Consider the following 6,172-nt stretch of genomic DNA (forward strand, 5'->3'; position numbering starts at 1 on the left):
TCGGGTTGAGCAGATTGCCCAAGATGCAGGGATAAGCCGCACCACGGTCAATCGACTGATGCGGCGGGGCGCGCTGGAGCGCGTCAAAATCGGCAATGCCACGCGCATCACAGCCGAAAGCTATCGTACCTGGATCGCGTCGCTGTCCCGCACCAGCGCCGCCTGAAACGGAAAAACGCCAGCCTGCGATTTGCAGAGCGGCGTCCCGTTGAAGGCTTATCGATTGAGGCTACCAAACACCTCGATTGATACGGTTCGTCGGGCCGCTTGTCCAGAAAAAATCGCGGTTGGCATATAGGAAAAGTGCCATGCCGAGCTTGAAAAAGCGCGGGCGCTCGAAGTGCGTCCGCAGCGGGGGAAGTGTGCCCCGCCTGATCCTCCTGTCCGATGCCTGCCGCCCCGATGGCGAGCCGCGCATCGGTGTGCTGATGCCGGGTTGCCGGCTGCCTGTCCTCTTTCTATCGATCGCGGCCGCCAGTGCTGCCATCGAAGCCGGGAGGGCTGCGCGATGAGCAAACGCACCTATCGCACCGGCACCGCGATTCCCGACGTGATCGCGGACCCGGCCACCTTGGCGCCCGACGCAGTGCGCTGCCTGTGGGTTCGCCCGATCGAGGGGCGTTACCTACCCACCGTCATCTTCAATGATGGCACGGATTGCCCGCTGGCCTGCGCCATGGACGCCTTGCAGGCCCGTCAGTTCTGCCAGCGCATCAGCGCCATTCACGATTGGCCCGTGATGGACCACCGCCCCAAGGACATCGGCCCGGAGGTGGCGGCTGAGAAGATCTGGGCCACGATGCCGCCGGAATACAAGGCCCAGATCGACGGAGAAACCCTGATCAATATGGAAGGGGCCGGATACATGATGGCCGACATGTGCCGGGAATACCGCCTGCCGTTGGGCATCGCCATTCATCGCTGCACCGAACGCATCGGCACATTTATCCACGACATGGTTTCGCAAGGGGCGATGTCCGAACAGGACGGAAAGGAAAACGCCCGGCTCGCCGCCAAAGGGGCATTCTCTCGTCTGGATGAAATCTACGCCGGCGAGGAGCACGGCCCGGACCTTGCGACTGTCGCACCTCACCGGCTGGGCGTGATGCTGGCCGACTACCATCAGAGCAAGCACAGTTCTGACGACCAGTTCCAGCATGGGCTGACTGCCACCCTGACGATCGCAATGACGGTCTGGACCGGAAAGGGCGAGAGCGAGCCTGTGGCCAAGGCCAGGGCGGACGTGACGATGGATGCTGCAATCCGGCACTGGTTCCGTTTGACCGGGAGGGCAGTCGGATGAGGCCCCTCCACAATCCCATCTACACCGGCCAGCTGCGTGGACGCGCCATCCGGTTCTTCGCTGCCCCAAACGGGGTGGTTTCCCTGCCGTGGCATTCCTGCGCCGACCTGGTGAGTGCGGCTGGGCTGCCAGCCGACGCGCAGGACATCTTCCTCCAGATGACGCGGTCGGGATCGTTCCAAGACAGCGTTCGGATGGTCAGCACCGATGCGTGGGAAGTTCTGATCGCTCCGCATTTCGTTGCCCAGGGGACGATCGGCGCTTTCAGGCAGTGCGGCTTTCTTCCGGACGATGGCGCCTTCGAGAACGAATTCTATCAGGCCGGCATTGGCGCAACGAAGGTTCTCCAGGCGGGCATGAGTCCGGAAGAACGCTTTCGCAATCTCATCCAGATGGGGCGTCACAGCCTCGGCCAGGAGGACGAGGAATGAGTGCTCCCCGTCTCGACTTCGACCACATCAACCGCACCGCCATGGGCGTCCTGCCGTCCCTGCTGGCGCGCTGGCTGCCGGACGGCCGGCGCCAGGGCCACGAGTGGGTGGCGCGCAATCCTCGCCGCGGCGACCGCTCGCCCGGCTCCTTTAAGGTGAACATGAATAAAGGCATTTGGTCCGATTTCGCGACCGGTGATCGCGGTAAAGATCCCGTGTCTTTGGCTGCCTTCCTGTTCGACCTGAAGCAGGGGGAAGCTGCCCAGCGGCTGGCCACCATGCTCGGTCTGGGAGGTGAAGCATGAACGCTGTGCCACCCAATGCGTCGGCCGCGCTGCCGGCAGGAATTCCTGCTGACCCCTTCCAGCCGCTGACCCCGGCGGAGAGGCAGAATGCAGTTTCCGCCGGCGGCAAGGATGAGGTGTGGGAGCCGCAGTCCCCGGCGCCATGCGAGCCGGAATTGCCACGCGGAGCGTCGGCTATGTGGGTCTATCGCGACGCGGAAGGCCGGCCGCTCTGCGCGCGGTTCCGCAAGGATCTCAAAGATGGAAAAAAAGATATTCGGCCGCTGACCTATGGACGTCGGGTCTGGATCGATGAGGAAGGTCGACACCAGAATATCACCGGCTGGCATTGGAAACAGGCGGCCAAGCCTCTGCCGCTCTATGGACTGGATCGGCTGGCGGCCCGACCTGACGCGCCTGTCCTGCTGGTCGAGGGCGAGAAGACGGCGGATGCTGCCCAGCGCCTGTTCCCCGACTATGTGGCGATGACGTCGCAGGGCGGTGGCAAGGCAGTCGGCAACAACGACTGGTCGCCGCTGGGCAGCCGCACGGTGACGATCTGGCCGGACAACGACGAACCGGGCATGGCATACGCGGATGCCGCCATCACAGCGATGCGCGAGGCCGGAGCGCTGATCGTGCGGCAGGTCGCCCTGCCGGCAGGTCTGCCGCACGGATGGGACGTTGCCGATGACGTGCCGCCGGAATTGATCGGTGGGGAGATCGCCGGCGTCGAATTCCTGCGGCCCTACCTCGATCAGGCCCCCCTGGCCGAGGCCAACGTGAAGATGCCCCCTGGCTACGCCATGACCGGCAAAGGGCTGCAATTCCTGCCCGAGCAGACCGGTGATGTGCCGGTGTTCCCCGTCTGGATCTCGGCTCCGTTCGATGTGGTGGCCGAGACGAACGACGGTGACGGGTTCGGCTGGGGGTTGCTGATCCGCTGGCTGGACCGTGACCGGCGCGAGCATCAGTGGGCCATCCCGAAGCGGATGGTGCATGGCGAAGGAAAGGACATCGCCGGCGAGCTTGAGGATGCCGGCCTGAATTGTTCGATCTCGGCCACGCGTTACCTGCGCCAGTTCATCGCCTCGGTTCACACGAAGACCCGGCTGCGATGCGTCGATCGGGCCGGCTGGCACCGCACTGACGATGGGCATGCCTTCATCCTGCCGGGTGGCTTCACCATCGGCGGCGGCCGGCGCTCGGTCGTGTTCCAGTCCAGCCGGGCCACTGTCGGGCGCGAGTTCACGCCTGGTGGTACGCTTGCGGACTGGCAGAAGCAGGTAGCGGCCTATGCGGTGGGCAACAGCCGGCTTGCCCTGTTTGTCTCGGCTGCTTTCGCCGGTCCGCTACTCGACATCATGGGTGAGCAGTCGGGCGGCATCCACCTGGTCGGCAAGTCTCAGTCCGGCAAGAGCACGTCCGCTTTCATCGCCGGCAGCGTGTGGGGCAAGGGCGATCGTGATGGCCAAATCCGGGCGTGGCGTGGCACCGCGAACGGGCTGGAAGGCATCGCCAGCGAGACCTCCGACACGGTCCTGATCCTGGACGAGATGGGGCAGGCCGAACCGCGCGAGGTGGGCGAGATCGCCTACATGCTGGCCAACAACACCGGCAAGCAGCGCGCCGGGCGGAATGGCGATGCCCGGGCGCGCAAGACGTGGCGGGTGCTGTTCCTCTCGACCGGCGAGGTCACGCTGGCCGCCAAGATGGGAGAGGCCGGCAAGCGCGCTATGGCGGGCCAGGAGGTTCGTCTGGTCAATATCCCGGCCGATGCCGGCGCGGGCATGGGCGCCTTCGAGCAACTGCACGGCATGCGCTCGGCCGGCGCGTTGGCGGACCATCTCCGAGTGGCGTCCCGCACCTTCTACGGCGAGGCCTCACGGCATTTCCTCGACGCTCTGGTGCGGGATCGGGCGGCCGATCCGAAAGCACTGGAAGCGGTGATCCGGGCCATTCGGTCACGGTTCGAGGAATCGTATGTGCCTGCCGGCAATGTCGATGGGCAGGTCCGCAGTGTCGCGGCCCGGTTTGCCCTGATCGCGGCGGCGGGCGAGCTTGCGACCGACTATGGCGTGCTGCCTTGGGAACGCGGAGAGGCCCTGAAGGCGGCGGGTGCATGCTTCCAGGCATGGCTGGGCGAGCGCGGCAGCGTCGGTGCCAGCGAAGACGTGAAGGCGGTCGAGCAGGTCCGCGCCTTCATCGAGCAGCACGGCGAAAGCCGGTTCACCAACCTGGAACGGCTGGCATCGTTGGCGGCGGATCTGGGCGCTATCGCTGACAGCAAAACCATCAACCGAGCCGGGTTCAAGCGGAAGGTCGAAACCCCGGACGGTGATCGCTGGGAATACCTGATCCTGCCGGTGATGTGGAAAACGGAGATCTGCAAGGGACTGGATGCCGCGAACGTCGCCAAGGTGGTGCGTGATGCGGGATATCTGGTGCCGGGGAATGACGGCAAATCAGCTCAGTCTATCCGCATTCCCGGCGAGGGGCGGCTCCGGCTCTATGTCGTGACGAGCAAAATCATGGGAGGGACCGATGCTTAAGGCGGTCTACTCCCGTGCGCTTCATTCAATTTTCCGGTGTTCCGGGTGTTCCATGTGTTCCAGCATGCTGGACTCCGCAGTATTCCGGCGTTTTTTGCACGCCCGGGCCGGAACACACCCCAAACAGGCCAGTGTTCCAGGTGTTCCAGCAGCCCATCGAGGCGATGAGGTGGAACACCCGGAACACCTCCAATTTTATTCGGTGTTCCACCCTACCAATCCTGAACGTGGCGGGAAACGGCCATTTTTTCGGCCTGGAACACCTGGAACACTTGGAACACCGCATTTTGATCATGTCGAAGCGGGAGGCGCGTCATGGTGAGCCCGAACCTCCTGCGCTGGGCAGAAGATCAGGCCCCGACGCCCTCGGAGCCGAGGCAGACCGCCCCGATCGATCTGGCGGTCGTGACCGACGAAGAGCGCGCCGCCGCGCTGGCTGGAAGCGCCAGGGGCGTGATCCGCGAGCTTGAGTGGTGCGGGGCAACGGTCCTGCTGAAGGACGGCGTGCCGGTCATCAAAGGCGGGGCGGACGTCCAGCCCGAGACAATGGCGCTGGCCCGCGAACATCGGCGCGAGATCGCCATTGTGCTGGATTGCTGGGCGCGGGAATGGCTGCCGCCCCGTGAACCGGCTGTCGGTGACGCCCCGCCGCCCATCCCCGCCGTTGCCGATGCTGGGAACCATATCGAGCGGGACCCGGCGACCGGCAAGCTGCGTCTCATCGGGGAAGCTCCTGATGGGCAGTGGCTGACGGATCGTGGATGGACGTGGTGTCGCATCCGGCACCGATGGATGGCGCCATACCCGCACGACGTTGCCGACCCGACGCCGGAATGGTTCGTCCAGCCTGCGCCCAGGCAGAGCGTGAATGGCAAGCCGGTACCCGACATGGACCCGACGGAGGTGCACTGTTCGCTGTGTGGTCTCGCCCTCTGGTGGCGCAGGCATGACGTCTCCAGCCGGGAATGGGTGTGCCGGACCTGCCACCCGCCCCCACCGGGCATCGCCATCACAGCGCCGGGAAAGGAGATCGGCACCGAGCGGTGATGCGACGGCATGCCACTGGGCGCCGAGTCGCGGCGGCTATCTGGAACGGCCAGACACGTCCAGACACAAGCAGACACACCAATAGATCGAAGTAAATATTCTTCTTTTTCTATCGGATATAATGGGGTATTGTTCTGGAATGCTTGAAATGCACAATAATTCCACTTCTTGCCGCCGCCCTTCATCTTCATCGAAAGATGCAGGGCAGACGCCGCGCTATATGGCGATCAATCCATTCTGCGCGTTTTCCGGGCTGACACGATACAAGCTGTATGAGTTGCTGGGCACGGGCGACATCCGGGCGATCAAGGTCGGGAAACGCACCCTGATCGATGTTGAGCAGGCTCTTACATGGCTCGCGTCGCGTCCCGTCGCCCAGTTCAGAAAGGCGTCGTGATGTCTGCCGTGGCAGATAGTCAGCAGACCCCGAAGAAGCGCCGAGCGCCTTCGACGGCGTTCAAGCCGGGGCAGTCCGGCAATCCCGATGGCCCGAAGAAGGGGCGGCGGCATCCGGCCTTTGCTGCTCTAGACCAGATCGGTCAGGAGAACGCGGAA

At 64.3% G+C, this 6,172-nt stretch carries 8 protein-coding genes; all 8 read left to right on the plus strand.

All coding sequences use genetic code 11. The annotated features are described in order from the left end of the window. The first annotated feature begins 13 nt into the window (after nt 1-13). The 8 genes from HLH36_RS19130 to HLH36_RS19165 all read left to right on the plus strand — a co-directional run bounded on the left by HLH36_RS19130 (nt 14) and on the right by HLH36_RS19165 (nt 6,014). Nucleotides 14-166, plus strand: coding sequence for a helix-turn-helix domain-containing protein (locus HLH36_RS19130; protein WP_182987878.1), 153 nt, complete (start codon nt 14-16; stop codon nt 164-166). 142 nt (nt 167-308) lie between these two features. Then, on the plus strand, nt 309-512 hold the full coding sequence (locus HLH36_RS19135) for a hypothetical protein (RefSeq protein WP_182987872.1): 204 nt from the start codon (nt 309-311) through the stop codon (nt 510-512). Beyond that, nucleotides 509-1,303 carry a hypothetical protein gene (locus HLH36_RS19140; RefSeq protein WP_182987873.1) on the plus strand — a complete coding sequence of 265 codons (795 nt, stop codon included), beginning with the start codon at nt 509-511 and terminating at the stop codon, nt 1,301-1,303. Before HLH36_RS19135 ends, HLH36_RS19140 begins: the two co-directional genes overlap by 4 nt. Next, nucleotides 1,300-1,734 carry a hypothetical protein gene (locus tag HLH36_RS19145; RefSeq protein ID WP_182987874.1) on the plus strand — a complete coding sequence of 145 codons (435 nt, stop codon included), beginning with the start codon at nt 1,300-1,302 and terminating at the stop codon, nt 1,732-1,734. Before HLH36_RS19140 ends, HLH36_RS19145 begins: the two co-directional genes overlap by 4 nt. Continuing rightward, entirely contained in the window at nt 1,731-2,039 is a 309-nt protein-coding gene (locus HLH36_RS19150; protein ID WP_182987875.1) for a hypothetical protein, read from the plus strand. Before HLH36_RS19145 ends, HLH36_RS19150 begins: the two co-directional genes overlap by 4 nt. Next, nucleotides 2,036-4,570: a DUF927 domain-containing protein gene (locus HLH36_RS19155; protein ID WP_182987876.1), complete on the plus strand. Its 2,535-nt coding sequence runs from the start codon at nt 2,036-2,038 to the stop codon at nt 4,568-4,570. The genes HLH36_RS19150 and HLH36_RS19155 overlap by 4 nt, the downstream gene beginning before the upstream one ends. Nucleotides 4,571-4,885: 315 nt before the next feature. Next, entirely contained in the window at nt 4,886-5,617 is a 732-nt protein-coding gene (locus tag HLH36_RS19160; RefSeq protein WP_182987877.1) for a hypothetical protein, read from the plus strand. Nucleotides 5,618-5,756: 139 nt separating this feature from the next. Further along, a complete protein-coding gene (locus HLH36_RS19165) occupies nt 5,757-6,014 on the plus strand; it encodes a MerR family transcriptional regulator (RefSeq protein ID WP_182987879.1) in 258 nt (85 codons plus the stop codon). Nucleotides 6,015-6,172 lie beyond the last annotated feature (158 nt).

Source organism: Gluconacetobacter aggeris (assembly GCF_014174395.1).
Classification (GTDB): domain Bacteria; phylum Pseudomonadota; class Alphaproteobacteria; order Acetobacterales; family Acetobacteraceae; genus Gluconacetobacter; species Gluconacetobacter aggeris.

What these genes read in the sequence shown, in the direction of transcription:
- HLH36_RS19135 (WP_182987872.1), top strand. Translation starts at nt 309, where the DNA reads ATGCCGAGCTTGAAAAAGCGCGGGCGCTCGAAGTGCGTCCGCAGCGGG.
- HLH36_RS19140 (WP_182987873.1), top strand. Translation starts at nt 509, where the DNA reads ATGAGCAAACGCACCTATCGCACCGGCACCGCGATTCCCGACGTGATC.
- HLH36_RS19145 (WP_182987874.1), top strand. Translation starts at nt 1,300, where the DNA reads ATGAGGCCCCTCCACAATCCCATCTACACCGGCCAGCTGCGTGGACGC.
- HLH36_RS19150 (WP_182987875.1), top strand. Translation starts at nt 1,731, where the DNA reads ATGAGTGCTCCCCGTCTCGACTTCGACCACATCAACCGCACCGCCATG.
- HLH36_RS19155 (WP_182987876.1), top strand. Translation starts at nt 2,036, where the DNA reads ATGAACGCTGTGCCACCCAATGCGTCGGCCGCGCTGCCGGCAGGAATT.
- HLH36_RS19160 (WP_182987877.1), top strand. Translation starts at nt 4,886, where the DNA reads ATGGTGAGCCCGAACCTCCTGCGCTGGGCAGAAGATCAGGCCCCGACG.
- HLH36_RS19165 (WP_182987879.1), top strand. Translation starts at nt 5,757, where the DNA reads ATGCTTGAAATGCACAATAATTCCACTTCTTGCCGCCGCCCTTCATCT.